Annotated in this window: 1 protein-coding gene; it reads right to left on the reverse strand. The window is 63.9% G+C overall.

Annotation, left to right across the window (positions count from 1 at the left end; all coding sequences use genetic code 11):
• Window positions 1–421, reverse strand: a 421-nt coding sequence (locus GWK61_RS55335) for an amino acid permease (RefSeq protein WP_194922387.1), incomplete at both ends; no start/stop codon positions are given.

The raw sequence follows: 421 nt of genomic DNA on the forward strand, positions 1-421 counted from the left end.
GCGTAGTACCGGACCGCGTACAGCATCCCGGCGATCAACACCGCTCCGGCGATCCAGGACATCCAGATCGCGCGGATGATGCCCCTGGGCGCGGCGACCGCGGCGTGTTCGGTCTCCTCCGACAGATGCGCGGAGGCGTCGTAGCCGCAAAAGGTGTAGCCGGCCAGCAGCAGCCCGATCGCCGAGACATACAGCGAGCTGTGGAACCCGGTCGTGTTCACGTAGTGGGTGAACACGAATGACACGCTCTGGTGCTGCTTCGGCACCAGGACCAGAACAGCCGCGATCAGCGTGACGCCGGCCAGGTGCCAGATCACCGAGACCCGGTTGAACAAGTCCAGAACCCGCACCCCGAATAGGTTCAGTAGTGCATGCAGCAGCAGGATCACGGCGTAGATGCCGAGGGTGGAGTACTTGGTCG

Source organism: Catenulispora rubra (assembly GCF_015356825.1).
In the GTDB taxonomy this organism is placed as follows: Bacteria; Actinomycetota; Actinomycetes; order Streptomycetales; family Catenulisporaceae; genus Catenulispora; species Catenulispora rubra.